The organism is Leifsonia sp. 1010 (assembly GCF_031455295.1).
GTDB lineage: Bacteria > Actinomycetota > Actinomycetes > Actinomycetales > Microbacteriaceae > Leifsonia.
On the sequence record NZ_JAVDSL010000001.1, the window covers coordinates 2,052,600 to 2,074,030 of the forward strand.

20 protein-coding genes are annotated in these 21,431 nt (G+C 69.1%); 15 read left to right on the plus strand and 5 right to left on the minus strand.

Annotated features, from left to right (window positions below; translation table 11 throughout):
* The first annotated feature begins 17 nt into the window (after window positions 1-17).
* From J2Y42_RS09890 to trxA, 3 genes are read left to right on the plus strand one after another with little or no spacing between them, the layout of a single operon-like run.
* The gene (locus tag J2Y42_RS09890; RefSeq protein ID WP_309857545.1) at window positions 18-575 is read left to right on the plus strand and encodes a PadR family transcriptional regulator; all 558 of its coding nucleotides are present in this window, start codon (window positions 18-20) and stop codon (window positions 573-575) included.
* Window positions 576-580: 5 nt separating this feature from the next.
* On the plus strand, window positions 581-2,299 hold the full coding sequence (locus J2Y42_RS09895; protein ID WP_309857549.1) for an AarF/UbiB family protein: 1,719 nt from the start codon (window positions 581-583) through the stop codon (window positions 2,297-2,299).
* Window positions 2,300-2,337: 38 nt separating this feature from the next.
* Window positions 2,338-2,712 carry a thioredoxin gene (gene trxA, locus J2Y42_RS09900; RefSeq protein WP_309857552.1) on the plus strand — a complete coding sequence of 125 codons (375 nt, stop codon included), beginning with the start codon at window positions 2,338-2,340 and terminating at the stop codon, window positions 2,710-2,712.
* A gap of 358 nt (window positions 2,713-3,070) precedes the next feature.
* Here trxA and J2Y42_RS09905 read toward each other — a convergent pair whose 3' ends face one another.
* The 4 genes from J2Y42_RS09905 to J2Y42_RS09920 all read right to left on the minus strand — a co-directional run bounded on the left by J2Y42_RS09905 (window position 3,071) and on the right by J2Y42_RS09920 (window position 5,615).
* The gene (locus tag J2Y42_RS09905; protein ID WP_309857556.1) at window positions 3,071-4,051 is read right to left on the minus strand and encodes a hypothetical protein; all 981 of its coding nucleotides are present in this window, start codon (window positions 4,049-4,051) and stop codon (window positions 3,071-3,073) included.
* Window positions 4,048-4,203: a hypothetical protein gene (locus J2Y42_RS09910; protein ID WP_309857558.1), complete on the minus strand. Its 156-nt coding sequence runs from the start codon at window positions 4,201-4,203 to the stop codon at window positions 4,048-4,050. The genes J2Y42_RS09905 and J2Y42_RS09910 overlap by 4 nt, the downstream gene beginning before the upstream one ends.
* A gap of 1 nt (window position 4,204) precedes the next feature.
* Window positions 4,205-4,513 (minus strand): hypothetical protein, encoded by a 309-nt coding sequence (locus J2Y42_RS09915; protein ID WP_309857561.1) that lies wholly within the window; start codon window positions 4,511-4,513, stop codon window positions 4,205-4,207.
* Between the two features lie 82 nt (window positions 4,514-4,595).
* Window positions 4,596-5,615 carry a LacI family DNA-binding transcriptional regulator gene (locus J2Y42_RS09920; protein ID WP_309857563.1) on the minus strand — a complete coding sequence of 340 codons (1,020 nt, stop codon included), beginning with the start codon at window positions 5,613-5,615 and terminating at the stop codon, window positions 4,596-4,598.
* A gap of 198 nt (window positions 5,616-5,813) precedes the next feature.
* Between J2Y42_RS09920 and J2Y42_RS09925 the strand changes: the two genes are divergently transcribed.
* The 8 genes from J2Y42_RS09925 (at window position 5,814) to J2Y42_RS09960 (ending at window position 17,319) form a co-directional block, all read left to right on the plus strand.
* Complete coding sequence (locus tag J2Y42_RS09925) at window positions 5,814-7,127, plus strand: ABC transporter substrate-binding protein (RefSeq protein WP_309857565.1); 1,314 nt, start codon at window positions 5,814-5,816, stop codon at window positions 7,125-7,127.
* 85 nt (window positions 7,128-7,212) lie between these two features.
* The gene (locus J2Y42_RS09930) at window positions 7,213-8,175 is read left to right on the plus strand and encodes a sugar ABC transporter permease (RefSeq protein WP_309857567.1); all 963 of its coding nucleotides are present in this window, start codon (window positions 7,213-7,215) and stop codon (window positions 8,173-8,175) included.
* Window positions 8,172-9,005, plus strand: coding sequence for a carbohydrate ABC transporter permease (locus tag J2Y42_RS09935; protein ID WP_309857569.1), 834 nt, complete (start codon window positions 8,172-8,174; stop codon window positions 9,003-9,005). Before J2Y42_RS09930 ends, J2Y42_RS09935 begins: the two co-directional genes overlap by 4 nt.
* 5 nt (window positions 9,006-9,010) lie before the next feature.
* Window positions 9,011-11,332 (plus strand): family 78 glycoside hydrolase catalytic domain, encoded by a 2,322-nt coding sequence (locus tag J2Y42_RS09940; RefSeq protein WP_309857570.1) that lies wholly within the window; start codon window positions 9,011-9,013, stop codon window positions 11,330-11,332.
* A 66-nt stretch (window positions 11,333-11,398) separates the two neighbouring features.
* Window positions 11,399-12,562 carry an L-rhamnose isomerase gene (rhaI, locus tag J2Y42_RS09945; protein ID WP_309857571.1) on the plus strand — a complete coding sequence of 388 codons (1,164 nt, stop codon included), beginning with the start codon at window positions 11,399-11,401 and terminating at the stop codon, window positions 12,560-12,562.
* 2 nt (window positions 12,563-12,564) lie between these two features.
* Complete coding sequence (locus tag J2Y42_RS09950) at window positions 12,565-14,601, plus strand: bifunctional aldolase/short-chain dehydrogenase (RefSeq protein ID WP_309857572.1); 2,037 nt, start codon at window positions 12,565-12,567, stop codon at window positions 14,599-14,601.
* A complete protein-coding gene (locus J2Y42_RS09955) occupies window positions 14,598-16,064 on the plus strand; it encodes a rhamnulokinase family protein (protein WP_309857573.1) in 1,467 nt (488 codons plus the stop codon). Before J2Y42_RS09950 ends, J2Y42_RS09955 begins: the two co-directional genes overlap by 4 nt.
* On the plus strand, window positions 16,057-17,319 hold the full coding sequence (locus J2Y42_RS09960; protein ID WP_309857574.1) for an alpha-hydroxy acid oxidase: 1,263 nt from the start codon (window positions 16,057-16,059) through the stop codon (window positions 17,317-17,319). The genes J2Y42_RS09955 and J2Y42_RS09960 overlap by 8 nt, the downstream gene beginning before the upstream one ends.
* Window positions 17,320-17,971: 652 nt before the next feature.
* On the opposite strand, the gene J2Y42_RS09965 is transcribed toward J2Y42_RS09960, so the two are convergent.
* The gene (locus J2Y42_RS09965) at window positions 17,972-18,265 is read right to left on the minus strand and encodes a hypothetical protein (protein ID WP_309857581.1); all 294 of its coding nucleotides are present in this window, start codon (window positions 18,263-18,265) and stop codon (window positions 17,972-17,974) included.
* Between the two features lie 106 nt (window positions 18,266-18,371).
* Here J2Y42_RS09965 and J2Y42_RS09970 point away from each other — a divergent pair, with 106 nt between their 5' ends.
* The 4 genes from J2Y42_RS09970 to J2Y42_RS09985 all read left to right on the plus strand — a co-directional run bounded on the left by J2Y42_RS09970 (window position 18,372) and on the right by J2Y42_RS09985 (window position 21,429).
* Window positions 18,372-18,854, plus strand: coding sequence for a MarR family transcriptional regulator (locus tag J2Y42_RS09970; RefSeq protein ID WP_309857583.1), 483 nt, complete (start codon window positions 18,372-18,374; stop codon window positions 18,852-18,854).
* Window positions 18,851-19,537 (plus strand): NAD(P)-binding domain-containing protein, encoded by a 687-nt coding sequence (locus tag J2Y42_RS09975; RefSeq protein ID WP_309857584.1) that lies wholly within the window; start codon window positions 18,851-18,853, stop codon window positions 19,535-19,537. The genes J2Y42_RS09970 and J2Y42_RS09975 overlap by 4 nt, the downstream gene beginning before the upstream one ends.
* A gap of 52 nt (window positions 19,538-19,589) precedes the next feature.
* Complete coding sequence (locus tag J2Y42_RS09980) at window positions 19,590-20,636, plus strand: LLM class flavin-dependent oxidoreductase (protein ID WP_309857588.1); 1,047 nt, start codon at window positions 19,590-19,592, stop codon at window positions 20,634-20,636.
* 133 nt (window positions 20,637-20,769) lie between these two features.
* Window positions 20,770-21,429, plus strand: a complete 660-nt coding sequence (locus J2Y42_RS09985) for a hypothetical protein (protein WP_309857590.1) — start codon at window positions 20,770-20,772, stop codon at window positions 21,427-21,429.
* The last annotated feature ends 2 nt before the right edge of the window (window positions 21,430-21,431 follow it).

Consider the following 21,431-nt stretch of genomic DNA (forward strand, 5'->3'; position numbering starts at 1 on the left):
TGATCGAGGAGGCACTCATGTCCAACTCATTCCCCACCGGCGGGTTCGGCGCCCGCATGGACCCGGACGCCATGTGGCAGGCGTTCGAACAACTGCGGTCGACGTTCGAGAAGAAGGTCGGCACCCGGATGGGCCGCGGCGATGTCCGCGCGGCCGTCCTTTCGCTGCTCAGCGAGAAGCCGATGCACGGCTACCAGATCATCCGCGAGATCGAGGAGCGCAGTGGAGGCAGCTGGAAGCCCAGCGCAGGCTCCGTCTACCCGACCCTGCAGCTGCTCGCCGACGAAGGACTCATCTCGGCCGAGGAATCCAACGGGCGCAAGACCTACGCGCTGACCGAGGCGGGGCGCGAGGTCGCCGCCTCCGAGGCATCCACACCCTGGCAGACCGGCACGAGCGACTCCGGAACAACGACCGGAGAACGTCGCGGAGCCAACCTCCCGAAGGCCGGCGTCGAACTCGCCCAGGCGGCCGCGCAGGTGCACCGCAGCGGGACGCCCGAGCAGGTCAAGGAAGCCGCCGACGTGCTCGACGAGGCACGCCGGAAGCTGTACGCGATCCTCGCCCAGGGCTGACCGGGGTGACGTCGGACCAGGCGCCCGCCGCGCCGTCGAAGGCGCCGGCGGGGACGCCGGCCACGCGCGCGCGCTACCGCCGCATCCTCCGGTTCGCCGGCTGGAATCTCGCCGTGACCTGGTGGTATGAGCTGTTCCTGCCGCGCATCGGGCTCGCCGGCGTCGCCGCGCGCAGCCGGTCGCGGCGGATGCGGCGGTTCGCGCAGCGGTTCCACGGGCTCGCCGTCGAGCTGGGCGGCCTGATGATCAAGGTCGGGCAGTTCATGTCGTCCCGGCTGGATGTGCTGCCGCCCGAGATCACCAGCGAGCTGGAGGGGCTGCAGGATGAGGTGCCGGCCGTCCCGTTCCCAGCGATCCGGGCGCTGGCGGAGGCCGAGCTCGGCGTGCCGCTGGAGAGCGCGTTCGCGTTCATCGACGAGACGCCGGTTGCGGCCGCATCCCTCGGGCAGGCCCACCGCGGGCGCCTCACCGCCGAGGTGGCGGCGGAAGCCGGGCCGGACGCCGTGGTGCTCAAGGTGCAGCGTCCCGGCATCGACACCATCGTGGATGTGGACCTCGCCGCCCTGCGCAGGGTCGGGCGCTGGCTCAGCCACGTCCGGCTGGTCTCCGACCGCGTCGACGCACCGGGACTGGTGGAGGAGTTCGCGCGCACCAGCCTGCAGGAGATCGACTACCTGCACGAGGCGGGCAACTCCGAGCGGTTCGCCGAAGAGTTCGCGGGCGACGACCGCGTCGCCGTGCCCGCGGTGGTCTGGGAGCGGACCACCCGCCGTGTCCTCACCCTTCAGGACGTCACGGCGATCAAGATCACCGACGCCGACGCGCTGCGCGCCGCGGGCATCGACCCCGCCGAGGTCGCGCCGGTGTTCGCCGAGGTGATGTTCGACCAGCTCTTCACCAACGGGTTCTTCCACGCCGACCCGCACCCGGGCAACATCTTCGTGACGCCCCGGCCCGCTGTGGCGGGGGAGCGCCCCTGGCTGCTCACGTTCGTGGACTTCGGGATGATGGGCGAGGTTCCGGCGGGAACGCGGAGCGGGCTCCGCAAGCTGCTCATCGCCGCCGCCTCGCGCGACGGGAAGGGCCTCGTGGATGCGATCCGCGACGTGGGCGTGCTCCTCCCGACCGCCGACACGGCAGAGCTCGAGCGTGCGATGACCCACCTGTTCGCCCGGTTCGGGGGGATGGGGTTCGCCGAACTGCGCGAGGTCGATCCCCGCGAGTTCCGGGAGTTCGCGGTCGAGTTCGGCGACGTCGTCCGCTCGTTGCCCTTCCAGCTGCCCGAGAACTTCCTGCTCATCATCCGGGCGATGTCGCTGACCTCGGGCGTGTGCAGCGCGCTCGATCCCGCGTTCAACCTGTGGGACTCGGTCGAACCCTACGCGGCCCAGCTGCTGCGCGATGAGCGCGGCAACCTGGTGCAGGATCTCGGCCAGCAGGCGCTCGAGATCGCCGGTATCGCCTGGCGGCTGCCGAAACGATTGGATGCGCTGGTCACCCGGGTCGAGGACGGCACGGTGGCGGTCACCTCGCCGCGCCTCGAGCAGCGGGTCGGCCGGCTGGAACGTGCGGCGCGGCGGCTCGTCGCGGCGGTCGTCTTCGGCGGCGCGATCATCGCCGGAGCGATCGTGCACGCGTCGGACGCGGTGCTCGGTTCGGTGCTGATGATCGCGTCGGTCGTGCCTCTCGCGTTCACCGTCTTCACAGGTCGGCGGGGGAGCTGAGTCGGAATACTGCCTGGTGAGCTTGCGTTTCATCCACCATGGCAACCACAGAGATCACGTCGACCAACCACGACCAGACCGTCGCCGACGGCATCGTGCTTCTCGACTTCTGGGCCGACTGGTGCGGCCCGTGTCACATGTTCGCTCCGATCTTCGAGAAGGCGTCCGAGCAGCACTCCGACATCACGTTCGGCAAGATCGACACCGAGGCCCAGCAGGCCCTCGCCGCCTCGTACGGCATCCAGTCGATTCCGACCCTCGTCGCATACCGCGACGGCATTCCGCTGTTCTCGCAGGCCGGCGCCCTCCCGGGCGACGCGGTCGAGAACCTCATCGAGCAGATCCGCGCCCTCGACATGACCGAGGTCCGGAAGCAGTACGACGAGCTGAAGGCGGCGCAGCAGCAGAGCTGAGCGCAGCGGCAGCAGCAGGGCGCGGCCCCGTCATCCGACGGGCGCCGCGCCTTCGTCGTTTCGGAGGCGATCCGCGCCGAACGGGATGCGGAACGCCTCCGTTTCGCGCACGCCCGCGGCGTGTCGCGTCGGAACTCCTCCGTTCTCGCCGCCGTGGGAAAGGGAGGATGCGGCGGGCGACACGCCGGACAGGAGCGCGAAAGGGAGGAGCCGGCGGAGTGAGCCGCCCGGAAGTCCTCCGTTTGCGGCGCGAGGGAAAGGAGGACGGGCCGGGCGGCACGCCCGTAACGGCGGACTTGGGCCGGCCGGGGAGGCGGGACGTCCTCCCTTCGCGGCGGTCGAGACCGGTGCGTGCCGATCATTCCTCCGAAAGAGTGCGCTCGAGGTCCTCGATCTCGCTGTCGAGTCCGTTGGCGCCTCCGCTGCGGAAGCGCCGGAGCTGCGCCGAATACACCGCCCGAGCGGAGTCGGTGTCGCAGTCGAGCAGAGCCGCGATGCGGGAGACGGCTGCCCGGTCGTCGGGGGCGTCCGCGACAGCGTCGACCACCTCTGCGATCGCTTCGCGAGCGCTGCGCAGCGTCCGCAGCATCCGCAGATGCTCGGCGGCGGTCATGCCCGGACGAGGTGGGGCACCGAGGGGGTGGGTGCGCGGACGATGCGCCGCGATCACCCCGGACGTGAGGTCGACCCGCAGCGGCTCGGACGTCAGCCGAAGATCGGCGGTGTGCGCCACGATGTCGTGCAGACCGGGCTTCAGGTCGCGCCACCGGCCGCTCTCGATGCGTGCGGTCACCCGCGCGTAGTCGCCGGGATCGAGCGGTACGGTGCCGCCGTCACCCGTCCAGCCGAAGTAGAGGTCGCGGAGCCCGCCGCCGACGGGCACGATCGACGCGAATGTGTTGAACGTGTCTCCGGTGGGCAGCCAGCGGGTCGACCCCTCGTTGACGATGTCGATCGACAAGCGATCGACGTCGGCAAGCTCGCGCGTCACCGCCGACCAGCGGAGCACCAGGCCTCCGCGGCGTTCTGCGACACTCGGGCGGACCGGCAGCGCATGCGGGTAGAACGACACTCGCGCGGGAGCCCCATCGCGGGCGGCATACACCTGCCCCACCGACCACGACCGATGGTCGCCCGAGACCGGTGCGCCGATCAGCAGAGGGGCCTCCTCGACAGGCGGCGGCCCGAGAACGCGCCAGCCGTCCGGCACGACATCCCCGGGTTCGGACGTGCCCACGCCGAGCCGCGCGAGCATGTCGGCCAGCGGTTCACCTTCTCCGACGAGCGCCCCCGCGTCGACGTCATAGGAGCCGATCTGCGGGGACGTGTCGTCTCTCACTCGACCACCCTGTCGCGCGCAGGCGAGTCGCCGGACGCGCCCCGCACATCCCGGATGCCGTCCGCGACCCCGCGGCGGACCACCCAGTACAGCGCATAAAGCGCAGCGCCGGAGAGGACGACGGTCAGGGCGAGAGCGCTGAACGCATCCACGTCAGCTCTCCGCGACGCCGGTCTCGCCGGGTTCCACATCCGCGCTTAACCCGAGCACGCGGGCGATGTACGCCATCACCATCGAAGCGGCGATCAGGGCGATCCCGAGCGGCAGCAGCGTCTGCCGGATGAGGTCGAGCACCACAGTCAGCGCCGTGAGCATGCCCTGGTCCACAGGGGTCGACGCATTCACCTGCACGGTGAGCGCATAGCCGACCTGCGGCAGCAGCATGTTCAGGAGCAGTCCCGCCACAGCGAGGCCGATGCCCCACCACAGCACCACTTTCGGCCGGAGCCTGGATTCGGTCACGAGCGTCCCCCTTCGTCGCGGTGTCCACGTCGAGACTAGCGGGCCACGCGTATGTCGTGGCGGATCCGCGGAGACGATCGCGCTACTCGGCCGCGTCCGCCGAGCTGCTTCCGCGCACCACGAGCTCCGGCTGGTAGAGCACGTGGCGGGGCTCGCGCTCCGGATCCTGCGCCTCCTCGATGAGGATCTCGACGCCGGTGCGACCGATCAGGGCGCTCGGCTGCCGGATGGACGTGAGGGGCACGACGGACGCGCTCGCGAACATGATGTCGTCGTAGCCGACGAGCGAGATGTCCTCCGGGATGCGGATGCGGCCGTTGATGTAGAGCCCCTGCAGGAGGCCGACGGCGACGAGGTCGTTGGCGGCGAAGACGGCGTCCGGGCGGCGAGCTGCGCTCCGCTGGACCAGCTCTTCCCCAGCGCGTCGTCCCTCCAGCACGGTGAGGGCCTCGACGGGAATGACCTCGAGGGAGACGCCGGGATGCTTCTCCACCTCCTGTCGGGCGCCGGCGAGGCGGTCGCTCACCTGGCGGATCTGCAACGGGCCGCCGACGAAAGCGAGCCTGGTCCGCCCCGAGTGGATGAGGTGGGCCGCCGCGAGGGCGCCTCCGGCCACGTCGTCGACCGAGACGGAACTGAACGAGTCGTCGCTGCTCACGCGGTCGACCAGGACCGCCGCGATGCCGCGATCGCGCAGCTGACGCAGCCGGCGGGCGGGATCGCCGACGGGGGAGAGCAGCACGCCGCGCACGCGCAGCTCCTCGAACAGGTTCAGGTACCCCGACTCGCGGGTCGTGCTCTCGTTGCTGTTCCCGACGATGACGCTGTAGCCGGCATCGGCGGCGGCGTCTTCCGCCGCGGTGGCGAGGTCGGTGAAGAACGGGTTGCCGCCGCTCAGGGTGACGAGCCCGAGCGCCTGGCTGTGGCCCAGCCGCAGTTGGCGTGCCGCCTCGTTGCGAACGTAGGACAGCTTCTGCATGGCCGACATCACGCGTTCGACGGTTTCGGGCGCGACGATCTCCGGCCGGTTGAGCACGTTCGAGACGGTGCCGACGGAGACCTGCGCCAGTGCGGCGACGTCTTTCACGCTTGCGGAAGCCATGCGATCCCTCCTGGCTGCGATCGTAGCGGATGGATGAGTTGAATCGATCAATCCTGCAGGATTCTCAAGCGTGTCTTGAATCGTTATATTCGCGCTTGACGGGGATCGCCGAATGCACTTATGTTCAGTGAAGCGTTTCAAGCCCACCCGAAAATCCCCCCGGGGCGCCGACGCTCACTCAATACAAGGAGGTATTTGATGTTCTCTCGGAGAACGGTCACACGGGTCGCCGCCACGCTCGGCGGCGTCGCGCTCATCGGCGCTGCTCTGGCTGGATGCAGTTCGTCCGGCGGGTCCGGCAACACCACCATCTCCCTGCTCGCCGCGGGCAACGACCCGGCGAGCACCAGCTTCGCGAAGGACCTGTCCAAGGCGTTCCACAAGGCAAACCCGTCCATCACCGTCAAGGTCGAGACCCGCCCCGGCGGCACCGATGGCGACAACCTGGTGAAGACGCGCCTGTCGACGGGCGACATGAACGACGTCTTCCTGTACAACTCCGGTTCGCTGTTCCAGGCGCTCCGCCCGGACAGCCAGCTCCAGCCCCTCACCGACGAGTCGTGGGCGAAGGACCTGACGGAGGACTTCAAGAACTCGGTCAGCACCGACAAGGGGCTGTACGGAGCGCCGACCGGCACCACCTTCAACGGCGGCATCATGTACAACAAGAAGGTCTACGAGAAGCTCGGGCTGACCGTGCCGAAGACCTGGAGCGAGTTCATCTCGAACAGCGAGAAGATCAAGGCGGCGGGCATCGCGCCGATCATCCAGTCGTACGGCGACACCTGGACCAGCCAGCTCTTCGTGCTCGGCGACTTCGCCAACGTGAGCGCGCAGGACCCGAACTGGGCGAAGGACTACACGGCCAACAAGGCCGATGCCAAGTACTCGAAGGAGCCGGCGTTCGCCGGATTCGAGCACACCCAGGAGGTCTTCGAGAAGGACCTGCTGAACAAGGACTACGCGTCGCTCACCAACGTGAACGCGCTGAAGATGCTCGCGACCGGCGAGGGCGCGCAGTACCCGATGATCACCACGGTCATCAGCAACGTGCTGCAGAGCAACCCGGACCAGATCAACGACATCGGCTACTTCGCGATGCCGACCGACGCGGGCGAGCCGCACGCGACCGTCTGGGAGCCCACCGCGGCGTACATCCCGAAGTCGACGTCGGGCGACAAGCTGACGGCCGCGAAGAAGCTGGTGGCCTTCATCAACTCGTCCGAGGGATGCGACATCCAGAACAGTGCGGGCACTCCCGCCGGTCCCTTCGCGATCAGCACCTGCAAGATCCCGGACGACGCCCCCGCGCTGGTCAAGGACGAGCTGGCCTACCAGGACGCCAAGAAGACCGGGCTGGCGCTCGAGTTCCTCTCGCCGATCAAGGGCCCGAACCTGGAGAAGATCCTGATCCAGGTCGGTTCCGGGATCTCCTCGGCCAAGGAGGGCGCCGCTCTCTACGACCAGGACGTCAAGGCCCAGGCCCAGCAGCTGGGGCTCAAGGGCTGGTGATCCGCCCGGCCGGGTCGGCGGATGACGCCGGCCCGGCCGCAGGCACCGCACAACGGCCACACGAGACACTCGACGAGGAGCGGACATGTCGACGGCTACCCCTTCGACCGCGGCACAGGCGGCCGAGATCCTGACGGACGTGAGCAGTCCGGGAGGGCGAAAGCCCGGCGGGCGGAAGTCCGCGCGCAAGGCCATGCGGTCGCACTACCCGACCTGGTTCTTCATCCCGGCGCTGGTGCTCTACGCGGTCTTCTTCGCCATCCCGTCGCTGTCGTCGTTCTACTTCTCGCTCACGCGATGGTCGCTGTTCGACGCACAGTTCATCGGGTTCGCGAACTACGTCCAGTTCTTCCAGGACCCGCAGCTGTACACGAGCTTCATCCACACGTTGGTGTACGCGGTCCTCACCTCGGGAGCCAAGGTCATCATCGGCTTCTTCCTGGCCCTGCTGCTGACCTCCCCGGTCGTCGGCCGCGGCTACCTCCGGGCGATCGTGTTCTTCCCGGTGCTGCTGTCGACGATCGGCGTCGGCATCCTCTGGAAGGCGCTCCTCGACCCGTTCCACGGCATGGTCAACGGCGTGCTCGGGTTCTTCGGGCTCCCGCAGCCCGGCTGGTTCACCGACCCGAACCTGGCGCTCTACACGATCGCCGGCGTCGATATCTGGAAGGGCGTCGGCATCGCAACACTCATCTTCATGGCCGGCATCGTCGCCATCCCCGGCGAGTACTTCGAGGCGGCGAGGATGGACGGGGCCAGCGGCTGGCGCATCCTGCGGGACATCACCATCCCGCTCAGTCGCGGTGCGACCGCGACGGTCATCATCCTCTCGCTGATCGGCGGCCTGCGCTCGTTCGACATCATCTGGGCGACCACCGGAGGCGGCCCGGGCTTCACCAGCGACGTGCTCGCGTCGGTGATCTACAAGCAGTACCAGGCGGGCTTCTACGGTCTCTCGACCGCCGGCAACGTGGTGCTGTTCCTGGTCGTGACGATCATCATGGTGCCGCTGTCGTACTTCCTGAACAGAAAGCAGGTGGAACTGTGAAGCGGCAGCGCATCCGTTCCTGGACGATCGGCGTCATCGCGATCGCGGTCTCCGTCATCGTCTTCCTCGTCCCGCTCGCCTTCGTGCTGCTGCAGGCGGCGAAGACGCCGGACGACGCCTCCAGCCTCGCCTTCACCTGGCCGAAGGAGTGGAGCTTCTTCCCGAACCTCATCGCCGTGCTGGAGAGCGGAGACGGGCTCATCTGGCGCGCGTTCTTCAACTCGGCCGTCCTGACCGTCTTCTCGGTCACGCTCATGGTGATCATCGCGGCCATGGCCGGCTACGTGCTCGCCCGCAAGCGCAGCAAGTGGGGCCCGGTCGTCAACTTCTTCGTGCTCGCCGGGCTGATCGTGCCGCCGGCGGTGGTCCCCACGATCTGGGTGCTGCAGGGGCTCGGGCTGTTCAAGACGATGCCGGGCATGATCCTCATCGAGACCACCTTCGGGCTGTCGTTCTCGATCCTCATGTTCCGCGCGTTCTTCGGGACCGTCCCCCGTGAGGTCGACGAGGCCGCGGTGCTCGACGGCGCCGGACGGGTCCGGATGTTCTTCCAGGTCATCCTCCCGCTGCTGCGGCCGGTCATCGTGACCGTCATCGTCGTGCAGTCGGTGTTCGTCTTCAACGACTTCCAGAACCCGCTGTACTTCCTCCCCGGCGCCGACAACGCGACGGTGCAGACGACGCTGTACAGCTTCGCCGGGCAGAACCTGAGCTTCTACAACCTGCTCTTCATGGACTTCCTGCTCATCACCATCCCGCCCCTGGTCGCCTACATCTTCTTCAACCGGCAGATCATCGCCGGCATGACGAGCGGCGCGGTCAAAGGGTGACCGCCATGAGCACCGCCACCGCGAACGACACGACACAGAACCGGAGAGACACCGCAATGAACTGGCACGCCCGCATGATCGCCGCTGGAGAGACCTTCGACGGAGCACCGCTGCTCCGGCGTGAGTTCGCACTCGAGACGGGACACGGGGCGGTGACGCGTGCGACGCTGCACCTCACCGCGCACGGCATCGTCGAGGCCTGGATCAACGGCCGCCCGGTGTCCGGCGACCTGCTGACGCCCGGCTGGAGCGCTTACGAGTGGCGCCTCCGGTATGCGGACTACGACGTGACCGAGCTGCTCGAGGACACGTCGGTGCTCGGCCTCGCCCTCGGCAAGGGCTGGTTCGGCGGCCGCCTCGGCTGGGCCGGCGGCGGCTCGTACTACGGCGACAGCCTGGGTGCGTTCGCGCAGCTGGAGGTCGAGTTCGCCGACGGCACGACCCAGCTCGTCGTGACCGACCAGGAGTGGACCTCCGGCCCGAGCGCCGTGCTCGCCAACGACCTGTACGACGGCGAGACGATCGACGCCCGCCTGCGCGACGACGCCTGGAAGCGTCCCGGCTTCTCCGGGGATGGATGGACCGGCGTGCGCGAGCTCGACTTCGACACGACGTCGCTGACGCCGTACATCGGCCCGCGGGTGACCCGCTGGGCGGCGCTGCCCGTGCAGGAGATCACGACCTCCCCGTCGGGCAAGACGCTGGTCGACTTCGGCCAGAACCTCGTCGGCTGGATCAAGCTGCGCGTGCAGGGCGAGGCTGGAACGGAGATCGTCGTCCGGCACGCCGAGGTGCTCGAGCACGGCGAGCTGGGCACCCGTCCACTGCGCAGCGCGAAGGCCACCGACCGCTACATCCTGAGCGGAGGCGTCGACGAGTTCGAGCCGACGTTCACCTTCCACGGCTTCCGCTACGCCGAGATCGAGGGATGGCCGGGCGAGCTGAATGCGGAGGACCTGACCGCGATCGCGATCGGCTCCGAGCTGACCCGGATCGGCGAGTTCCGCACGTCCGATCCGCTGCTCAACCAGTTCCACGAGAACGTGGTGTGGGGGATGCGCGGCAACTTCGTCGACGTGCCCACCGACTGCCCGCAGCGCGACGAGCGCCTGGGCTGGACCGGTGACATCGCCGCGTTCGCGCCGACGGCCGCCTTCCTCTACGACGTCGACGGGTTCCTCTCCGACTGGCTGGTCGACCTCGACCTCGAGCAGCAGCACCACGACGGGATCGTCGGCTTCGTCATCCCGGACATCCTGAAGAAGATCGACCAGCCGACCGATTTCGGCCCCGTCGACTCGACGGCGATCTGGAGCGACGCGGCGGTCTGGGTGCCGTGGACGCTGTACCAGGCGTACGGCGACGACGCGGTCCTGCGACGGCAGTTCGGCTCGATGGCCGCCCACGTCCGTCGGGTGGAGTCGCTGCTCTCGCCCGCCGGGGTCTGGGACACCAGCTTCCAGTTCGGCGACTGGCTCGACCCCGACGCCCCGCCGGAGGACCCGGCGAAGGCGAAGGCCGACACGGGTGTGGTCGCCACGGCGTGCGCCTACCGCTCGGCGACGATCGTCGCCGAGACCGCGAAACTGCTCGGCCGCGCCGAGGAGCAGGCGGAGTTCGAGGCGCTGGCCGCGCGCCTCCGCCAGGCGTTCAACGCGGAGTACGTCCGCGACGGCGTCGTGAAGAGCGACTGCACGACCGTCTACGCCCTCGCCATCGTCTTCGGCTTGCTGAGCGTCGCGGACGAGGAGTTCGCCGGCAACCGGCTCTCCGAGCTCGTCGCCGAGGCCGGCTACCGCATCTCGACCGGATTCGCGGGCACGCCGTTCATCACCGACGCCCTCACCCAGACCGGCCACCTGGATGACGCCTACCGGCTGCTGCTCGAGCGCGAGTGCCCGTCATGGCTGTACCCGGTGACGATGGGCGCCACCACCGTCTGGGAGCGCTGGGACTCGATGCTGCCCGACGGAACGATCAACCCGGGCGAGATGACGAGCTTCAACCACTACGCCCTCGGCGCCGTAGCCGACTGGATGCACCGCGTCGTCGGCGGCCTGTCGGCGCTGGAGCCCGGCTACTCCCGCGTACTCGTGGCGCCGCAGCCCGGCGGCGGCCTGACCGAGGCCGAGACCTCGCTGGCCACCCCGCACGGCACCGTCAGCGTGCGGTGGTCGCTCGACGGCGACGACCTCACCGTCGAGGCCGAGCTTCCCGACGGCGTGGAGGGTGTGCTCCGGCTCCCCGGACGCGACGACCAGACCATCGGCGCCGGGCGCACGAGCGGGACGACCGCGCTGCCGGCCGTCGCCGACGTGGCCCGCTGACCGGCGACCGTCCGACAACAACCGCGGCCGCGCATCCCGCAGCGGCAGAGAGAAAGCGAAATACCCATGACCCTCCCCGTCGAGATCCGGGATCAGCTGGCGTTGCAGGCGATCGAGCTGCCGAGCTGGGCGTTCGGCAACTCGGGCACGCGGTTCCGCGTGTTCGGGACGCCGGGCACGGCCCGCGATCCGTTCGAGAAGATCTCGGACGCCGCGCAGGTGCACAAGCACACCGGGCTCGCGCCGACGGTCGCGTTGCACATCCCGTGGGACCGGGTGGACTCGTACGCCGACCTGCGCAAGCACGCGGAGGACAACGGGGTCGAGCTGGGGACGGTGAACTCGAACACGTTCCAGGACGACGATTACAAGTTCGGGTCGGTCACCCACGCCGACGACCGCATCCGGCAGAAGGCGATCGATCACCACTTCGAGTGCATCGACGTGATGAACGAGACCGGGTCGCGGGATCTGAAGATCTGGCTGGCGGATGGGACGAACTACCCGGGCCAGGATTCGATGCGGGCCCGGCAGGACCGGCTGGCGGACTCGTTGCAGAAGATCTACGAGCGGATCGGCGAGGGCCAGCGGCTGGTGCTGGAGTACAAGTTCTTCGAGCCGGCGTTCTATCACACGGACGTTCCGGACTGGGGGACCAGCTACGTCCAGACCGCGGCGCTCGGCGACCGGGCGGTGGTGTGCCTCGATACCGGGCATCACGCCCCGGGGACGAACATCGAGTTCATCGTCATGCAGCTGCTGCGGTTGGGGAAGCTGGGCTCGTTCGACTTCAACAGCCGGTTCTACGCCGACGACGACCTGATCGTGGGCGCGGCGGACCCGTTCCAGCTGTTCCGGATCATCTTCGAGGTGATCCAGGGCGGCGGGTACGCGAACCCCGAGGTCGCGTTCATGCTCGACCAGTGCCACAACCTGGAGGCGAAGATCCCGGGCCAGATCCGGTCGGTGCTGAACGTGCAGGAGGCCACCGCGAAGGCGCTGCTGGTGGATGCGGAGGCGCTGGCCGCCGCGCAGGCCGCGAACGACGTCCTGGCTGCGAACACGGTGTTCATGGATGCGTTCAACACGGATGTGCGCGCTGACCTGGCTGCGTGGCGGGAGTCGCGCGGGCTGCCGGCGGACCCGATGGCCGCGTACAAGGCCTCCGGGTACCAGCAGAAGATCGAAGCCGACCGCGTCGGCGGCACCCAGGCGGGATGGGGAGCGTGAAGATGACGAACGAGACCGTCGCATCCCTGCTGGCCCGCTCGAACCGTCTCGCTTCGGACCCTGCGAACACGAACTACGCGGGCGGGAACACGTCGGCGAAGGGCACCGAGACCGATCCGGTGACGGGTGAGCCGGTCGAGCTGCTGTGGGTGAAGGGTTCCGGGGGAGACCTCGGCACGCTGACGGAGTCGGGCCTCGCTGTGCTGCGGCTGGATCGGCTGCGGGCGCTGCAGAACGTCTACCCGGGCGTGGAGCGTGAGGACGAGATGGTCGCCGCGTTCGACTACACGCTGCACGGGAAGGGCGGTGCGGCGCCGTCGATCGATACGGCGATGCACGGGCTGGTGGATGCGGCCCACGTCGACCACCTGCACCCCGACGCCGGGATCGCGATCGCGACCGCGGCGGACGGGGAGGAGCTGACGAAGGCGATCTTCGGTGGCCGCGTGGTGTGGGTGCCGTGGCGGCGCCCGGGGTTCCAGCTCGGGCTCGACATCGCGGCGATCAAGGCCGCGAACCCGGACGCGATCGGCACCATCTTGGGAGGGCACGGAATCACGGCGTGGGGCGACACGAGCGAGGAGGCGGAGGCGAACTCGCTGTGGATCATCCAGACCGCGGCTGAGTACATCGCCGACAATGGTCGTCCCGAGCCGTTCGGTCCGGTGCTGCCGGGCTATGAAGCGTTGCCGGAGGGCGAGCGGCGGGCGAAGGCGGCGGCGCTGGCTCCGCACCTGCGCGCCATCGCCTCCACCGACCGGGTGCAGGTGGGCCACTTCACCGATTCCGACGTCGTGCTGGACTTTCTGGCGTCAGCCGAGCATCCGCGGTTGGCCGCGTTGGGCACCTCGTGCCCGGACCACTTCCTCCGCACGAAGGTGAAGCCGCTAGTCCTCGACCTGCCGGCCGACGCATCCATCGAGGACTCGGTGGCGCGGCTGGAGCAGCTGCACGAGCAGTACCGGGCCGACTATCAGGCGTACTACGACCGGCACGCGACCGCGGATTCGCCCGCGATCCGCGGGGCCGACCCGGCGATCATCCTCATCCCGGGTGTGGGGATGTTCTCCTACGGCAAGGACAAGCAGACGGCCCGTGTGGCGGGCGAGTTCTACGTCAATGCGATCAACGTGATGCGCGGGGCGGAGGCGCTGTCGTCGTATGCGCCGATCGACGAGGCGGAGAAATTCCGAATCGAGTACTGGGCACTGGAGGAGGCGAAGCTGCAGCGGATGCCGAAGCCCAAGCCCCTCGCCGGGCGCATCGCGCTCGTCACAGGCGCTGCCTCCGGGATCGGCAAGGCCATCGCGACCCGGCTCGCCGCCGAGGGCGCGTGCGTGGTCATCGCCGACCTCGATCTGGAGAAGGCGCAGGCCGCCGCTGCCGAGATCGGCAACGCGGATGTCGCGATCGGCTTGGTCGCGGACGTGACTGACGAGAAGGCGGTGGAGGCGTCCATCCGGGAGGCGCTGCTCGCGTTCGGCGGCCTCGACCTGGTGGTCAACAACGCCGGCCTGTCGATCTCGAAGCCGCTTTTGGAGACCACGAACGCCGACTGGGACCTGCAGCACAACGTGATGGCCAAGGGGTCGTTCCTGGTCTCCCGCGCCGCCGCGAAGGTGCTGATCGACCAGAAGCTCGGCGGGGACATCGTGTACATCTCCTCCAAGAACTCGATCTTCGCCGGACCCAACAACATCGCCTACTCCGCGACCAAGGCCGACCAGGCGCACCAGGTGCGGCTGCTCGCCGCCGAGCTCGGTGAGCACGGCATCCGGGTCAACGGCATCAACCCCGACGGGGTCGTCCGCGGGTCCGGGATCTTCGCCGGCGGGTGGGGCGCCAAGCGCGCCGCCGTCTACGGCGTGCCGGAGGAGGAGCTCGGCCAGTACTACGCCCAGCGCACCCTGCTCAAGCGCGAGGTGCTGCCCGAGCACGTCGCCAACGCGGTGTTCGTCCTCTGCACCAGTGACCTCGACCACACGACCGGCCTGCACATCCCGGTGGATGCGGGAGTCGCGGCCGCCTTCCTCCGATGAACGCGGCAGCGGCACCCGCGGTCGGCACCGTCGCCGCCGTCGACCTCGGCGCCACCAGCGGACGGGTCATGCACGCCCGCGTCGGTGCGAACACGCTGGAGCTGACGGAGGCCGCTCGGTTCCCCAACACGCCGGTGCGCGTGTGGGAGGGTGACCGCGAGGCGCTGCACTGGAACCTCACCGGGCTGTACGAGAACGTAGTCGACGGACTCGCCTCCGTCGCGCGGTCCGATCCGGCGCTCGCGAGCATCGGCGTGGACGCGTGGGCCGTCGACTACGGACTGCTGCGCAACGGGAGGCTGCTGGGGGAGCCCTACCACTACCGTGACGAGCGGACGGCCGCCGGGGTCTCGGCGGTGCATGCCGCCGTCGACCCGGGAGAGCTGTACCGCGAGGGCGGACTCCAGTTCCTGCCGTTCAACTCCCTCTACCAGCTGGCGGTGGATGCGGCGGCCGGCTCGCTGGAGCGCGCGGACCGCTTCCTGCTCGTCCCCGACCTGCTCACCTTCTGGCTGACCGGGGCCGCGCAGGCCGAACGGACCAACGCCTCCACCACCGGGCTGCTCACGGCCGACGGTGCGTGGAACGATGCCCTCATCGCGCGGCTCGGGCTTCCGCGGAACGTGTTCCCGCCGCTCGTGGATGCGGGGACGCCGGTCGGGCGCTTCCTGCCCTCCCTGCGCGGCGACCTGCCCTTCGACGGCGCGGGCCCGGTCGTCACGGCGGTCGGTTCGCACGACACCGCGTCGGCGGTCGTGGCCGTGCCGATGGACGCATCCCGCGCCGCCTACATCTCCTGCGGAACCTGGGGACTGGTCGGGGTGGAGCTCCCGCAGCGCATCGTTTCGGCGGAAGGCCGGGCCGCGAACTTCACCAACGAGGGGGGTGTGGATGGGCGCATCCGCTACCTCCACAACGTGATGGGTCTCTGGCTGCTGAGCGAGTCGGTGCGCGAGTGGCAGCGCCGCGGACTGCGGGTGACCCTGGAGTCGCTGCTCGCCGAGGCGGCCGAACTGCCCCGGCCATCGGACCTTTTCGACCCCGACGACCCGCGCTTCATGGCGCCGGGCGACCTCCCGTCGCGCATCGGCGAATGGTTCTCCGAGCGCGGGCTGACCGCGCCGGCGTCGCCGGCCGGGATGGTCCGTGTCATCGTCGAGAGCCTTGCCGCCGCGTTCGCCGACTCGGTGCACCGAGCGGCCGCGCTGACCGGCGTGGCGGTGGACACCATCCACATCGTCGGCGGCGGAGCCCGCAACAGGCTGCTCTGCCAGGCGACCGCCGACCGGAGCGGCCTGCCGGTGCTCGCGGGCCCCGTGGAGGCGACCGCGATCGGCAACGTGCTCGTGCAGGCTCGCGCTGCCGGCCTTCTCACCGGCGACCTCGAAACGCTGCGCGCCCTGGTCGCCCGCACCACTCAGATCACGCGCTATGACCCCGTTAGGATCCTTGCCCATGGTTGATCGCCAGTTGCCGCGTCCGGTGGAGGTGCTGGAGTTGATGCGGTTCAAGAAGCCGGACCTGAACCTGAAGAAGCGGCGCCTGGAGTCCGCGCTCACGATCGAGGACCTGGCCAGGATCGCGCGCCGGCGCACCCCGAAGGCCGCGTTCGATTACACGGAGGGTGCCGCGGAGGGGGAGCTGTCGTTGGCGCGGGCCAGGCAGGCGTTTCAGGATGTGGAGTTCCACCCGTCGATCCTGCGGGACGTGTCCACTGTGGATACGTCGTGTGAGATTTGGGGTGGGCCGTCGGCGTTGCCGTTCGGGATCGCGCCGACCGGGTTCACCCGGCTGATGCAGACCGAGGGCGAGACCGCGGGGGCGGGGGCTGCGGGGGCGGCGGGGATCCCGTTCACCCTGTCCACGTTGGGGACGACGTCGATCGAGAAGGTGAAGGCGGCGAACCCGCATGGCCGGAACTGGTTCCAGTTGTATGTGATGCGGCAGCGGGATATCTCCTACGGCTTGGTGGAGCGGGCGGCGGCGGCGGGGTTCGATACATTGTTCTTCACGGTGGACACCCCGATCGCGGGGGCCAGGTTGCGGGATAAGCGGAACGGGTTCTCGATTCCGCCGCAGCTGACCGTGGGGACGATTGTGAACGCGATCCCGCGCCCGTGGTGGTGGTACGACTTCCTCACCACCCCGAAACTCGAGTTCGCGTCGTTGTCGTCCACCGGCGGCACGGTCGGTGACCTGTTGAATGCGGCGATGGACCCGTCGATCAACTACGAGGACCTGAAGATCATCCGCGACATGTGGCCCGGGAAACTGGTGATCAAGGGCGTGCAGGCCCTCGAGGACGCGAAGACGCTGGTCGATCACGGGGTGGATGGGATCGTGCTCTCCAACCACGGGGGACGGCAACTCGACCGCGCCCCCATCCCGTTCCACTTGTTGCCTTCTGTCGCCCGGGAGGTGGGGCATCACACCGAGATCGCGATCGACACCGGCATCATGAACGGCGCCGACATCATCGCCGCCTACGCCCTCGGGGCGAAGTTCACCCTGATCGGCCGCGCGTACCTCTACGGGCTGATGGCGGGCGGGCGCGCGGGCGTCGACCGGACCATCCAGATCCTCACCGACCAACTCACCCGCACCATGAAACTCCTGCAGGTCACTTCCCTCGCCGAGCTCGGCCCCCACCACGTCACCCAACTCACCCGCCTCCACCCCCTCCGCAACGCCCCCGCACGCGAGGACGCCGACGCCTAACCCTCCGCGCACGATTTGCGCCAAATCGCGGCAATGCGGCCCCGCCTCCGCGCGAGATTTGCGCCAAATCACGGTAATGAGGCGCCCAAAACCGCGATTTGGCGCAAATCTTCACGATGACGAGAGGCGCCAACCCTCGATTTGGCGCAAATCTCACGCCGCGGATTCGGGACGAACGCCGTGAGAGCCTGCGCAGATTCGTGCCGAATGTGCGCTTAGCGCGCCGCATTCCGCACATTCGGCACGAATCTCGCGGGGAGCAGCGAGAGGTGTGTACTCGGAGGCGACGGATCAGCCCGCGATTTGCGCCAACTCGTGGGAATGCCGCGCCCAAAGCCGCGATTTGGCGCAAATCTGGCGCCGCGGAGTCGGGGGAACGCCGTAAGGGCGCCGACATTCGTGCCGAATGTGCGCTTTGCGCGCCGCATTCCGCACATTCGGCACGAATCTCGCGGGGAGCAGCGAGCGATGTGCACTCGGAGGAGACGGCGGATCACCCCACGATTTGCGCCAAATCGCGGGAATGCGGCCCCCCAAACCGCGATTTGGCGCAAATCTCACGCGGCGGCAGGGGAGGAAGGGGGCGGACATTCGTGCCGAATGTGCGCTTTGCGCGCCGCATTCCGCACATTCGGCACGAATCGCGGGGGCGTCAGCGCGGGGTGTACTCGTAGACGACGGCGGACCAGTGGTCGCCGAGCTCGTCCCAGGACTCGGGGCCGTGGAACGCCAACCGGTACTGCACGTTGAGCAGGGGACCGAGCACGTCGAGCACATCCGGCCGGAACGGGGTGCCCGCAGGGAAGCCGAGGCCGAAGCTGTGGATGATGCTGTCGTCCGCTGCGCGCAACCACACCCCCCAGCCCTGCGCGACCGGCATGGCGACCACGCGGAACACGTGCGCGGGGTCGTAGTCGGCGGGGAGGGCGTCGGGCAGCTCGCTCATGGTGCAACGGTACAAGGCGCGCGTCGGAGGCGGGAACAAATCCATCCGGCCCGCGGTTGATTGACATGTCAGCTATTTGGCTGACGTGACAGAGATCGAGGACCGCATGACCCCCACCGAAGCCCCCGAGCGACTCACCGACCGTGAGCTCGCCGTGTGGCGGTCGCTGCTCGACACCACGGGCGACCTTCGCCGGCTGCTGGCGACCGAGCTGCAGCGCGTGGAGCTGTCTCCCGGCGACTATGCGGTGCTGCTCGCCCTCACCGAGGCATCCGAGAGGACCCTGCGGTCGTCCGAGCTGGCCGACGCGATCGACTGGGAGCGCAGCCGGGTGTCGCACCACCTGGGGCGCATGGAGAAGCGCGGCCTCATCCGCCGCACCGAGTGTCCCGGCGACAATCGCGGCGCGCTCGTCGTCCTCACCGAGGACGGCTACGAGGCGATCCGCCGAGCCTCGGGACCGCACCTCCGGGCCGTGAAGCGGCTCTTCGCCGACGCGCTACGCCCCGACCAGCTCGACGCCCTCGCCGGAGCCCTCGAGAGCATCCAGAACCACCTCGCCGACACGACGGAAGGACACCGTCCATGACCACCACCGTTTCCGCGCGACCCCGCGTCGCGATCCTCGGCGTCGGACACGTCGGCTCGGCGCTCGCGCGCATCCTGCTCGACGCCGGCTACGAGGTGGATGTGGCGGCCTCGGGCGACCCGCAGCGCATCCAGCTCATCGCCTCGGTCGTCATGCCGGGCGCCCGTCCGGCATGGGCCGCGGAAGCCGTCGCCGGCGCAGACATCGTCATCCTCGCCATCCCGCTGCACCGGTTCGCCGGCCTCGACCGCGGGATGCTCGACGGCAAGCTGGTCATCGACTCCATGAACTACTGGGCGCCGACCGACGGCGTGCAGCCGCTGTTCGAGGACACGACCCTCACCAGCAGCGAGATCGTCCAGCGGGAGCTCCCAAACTCCACGATCGTGAAGACGTTCAACCACATCGGCTACCACGAGATGGAGGAGGACCGCCGCCTCACCGGAGACCCGGACCGCCGCGCTCTCGGCGTGGCCTCGGACGACCCGGAAGCCGCCGCGCTCGTCGCCTCCCTCATCCAGGACGTCGGCTACGACACCGTCCTCGTCGAGAGTCTTCGCGACGGCGTCGCGTTCGAGCCGGGCGGACCGGTCTTCGGTGCGCGCCTCGACGCGGGCGGTTTCCGGGCAGCCGTCGAGGGCGAGAGCGCGCCGGAGCTCGCCTCCGCCGAGGCCGCCGCCTGACCCGGCGGCGACCGCATCACCTTTCCTCACATCCACACCCGAAAGCACACAAATGAACACCGCATCCCAGAGCTTCCCGCTCACCTTCGGCCTGAACACCTTCGGCGACGTCACGAGCGACGCCGACGGCCGGCCCATCTCGCACGCCCAGACCATCCGTGACCTCGTCGGCCACGGCATTGCCGCCGAGCAGGCGGGGATCGACTTCTTCGGCATCGGCGAGCACCACGTCGACGACATGCCGCTCTCGGCGGCCGACATCGTGCTGAGCGCGATCGCGGCGCGCACCGAACGCATCCACGTCGGCTCGGCCGTCACCGTGCTGAGCTCCGACGACCCGGTCCGCGTTTTCCAGCGCTACTCCACCCTCAACGCCGTGTCGGACGGTCGCGCCGAGATCATCCTCGGCCGCGGTTCGAGCATCGACTCGTTCCCGCTGTTCGGCTTCGACCTCTCCGACTACGAGCAGCTGTTCGAGGAGAAGACCAACCTGTTCGCGCACCTCCGCGAGGGCGGGCCGGTCACCTGGGAAGGGAGCACGCGCAGCGGGCTCCGCGACCAGGATGTGGTGCCGCACCTCGAGACACCGCTGCCGACGTGGATCGGCGTCGGGGGCAGCCCGGAGTCCGTCATCCGCACCGCCCACTACGGATTCTCGCTGATGCTCGCCGTGATCGGCGGTCCCGCCTCGCGCTTCGCGCCGTACAGCGAGCTCTTCCATAAGGCGCTGGAGCAGTTCGGCCGCGAGCCGCAGCAGATCGGCCTACACTCGCCTGGCCACGTGGCGGCCACCGACGAGCAGGCGCGGGAGGAGTTCTGGCCGCACTACCGCGACATGATCACCAAGGTCAGCGCGACGCGTGGCTTCGCCGTGCCGACCGAGGCGTCGTTCCAGCGCGAGCTGGGCCCGGACGGCAGCCTCTACGTGGGCTCGCCGGAGACGGTCGCGGCGAAGATCGCCGCCAATCTGCGCGTGGTCGGCGCCAACCGCTTCGACCTCAAGTACGGCATCCCCGGGATGACGAACGACTCGCTCCTCGAGGCGATCCGTCTCTACGGCACCGAGGTCGTCCCGCGCGTCCGCGCCCTCCTCGCCTGACCGCCCCCTCCCGGATCCGCCCACCGTCGAGTCCGCACTTTTTGCACACTCCGACGGCGCGTCGCGTGCAAAGTTCGCGGACTCGACGGCTGCTAGCCTGCACCCAACCGACACACCGAGCTCAGGAGGACGCATGGCGACGCACGCCGACAAGACCTACGCCCGCATCACCGGCTCGCCGGCGCCGCGTGACCTGGAGTGGACCGAGTTCATCAGCTTCTGGCAGGACCGCGCCGACCAGGTGGACCAGGAGACCGGCGATCGCCTGGCCGTGAAGCTCAACGGCCACCGCGAGGTCTTCCGGCGTCAGCACGACGGTCGCGTCTCCATCGAGGACATCGAGCGCGCACGCCACCTGCTGGCGGCGACCCCCGAGCCGAAGGGCCACGGCGACCTGCTCGCGGTCGCGATCGACGCCGAGCACGCCCGCATCTTCGACTTCGACCTGGATGCGCGCACCGTCAGCGACACGGAGCACACGATCGCCGACGAGGACCGCCGCGCCCACCACCTGCGCACGGTGGAGCGGCACACCGGTCACGACGACGAGCGCGACCTGAACCATTTCTTCGACGCCGTCGCCGAGGCGCTCCGGTCGACCGCCCCGGAGCGCTCGTTCGTCGTGATCGGCCACGGGTCGGGGAAGGCGGATGTTGCGGCCGAGTTCATTGAGCGGCTGCGGGCGGCCCACGCGGATGTCGCGGCTCGCGTGACCGCGCTCACCGAACTCGACCTCAGTGCGGCGAGCGACGCCGACATCGAGGCCGCCGCCCAAGCGGCCGTCCGCCTCTAGGG